Origin of the sequence: Sedimentibacter sp. B4, from assembly GCF_000309315.1 — a bacterium.
GTDB lineage: Bacteria > Bacillota > Clostridia > Tissierellales > Sedimentibacteraceae > Sedimentibacter > Sedimentibacter saalensis.
This window is the reverse complement of the sequence record NZ_CANG01000167.1, coordinates 1-209: the sequence shown is the minus strand read 5'-3', so window position 1 is coordinate 209 and position 209 is coordinate 1. Positions and strand designations below refer to the sequence as shown.

The window sequence follows — 209 nt, the reverse complement described above, 5'->3', positions numbered from 1 at the left end:
ATCATGGCCCTGGCCGCGTTCTTCCTGGCGGTCTCGATCACACTGAGTTCGTTCCTGGGGCCGCGGCGCTGGAACAAGGTCAAGTACAGCTCGTACGAGTGCGGAATCGAGCCCACCCCCCAGCCGATGGGCGGCGGCCGGTTCCCGATCAAGTACTACATCACGGCGATGCTGTTCATCGTCTTCGACATCGAGACCATCTTCCTCTA

The 209-nt window shown here is 60.8% G+C and carries 1 protein-coding gene; it reads left to right on the top strand.

Features of this window, described 5'->3' with window-relative positions:
• A partial coding sequence (gene ndhC, locus BN358_RS23095) for an NADH-quinone oxidoreductase subunit A (protein ID WP_306461331.1) occupies window positions 1–209 on the top strand: 209 nt, incomplete at both ends.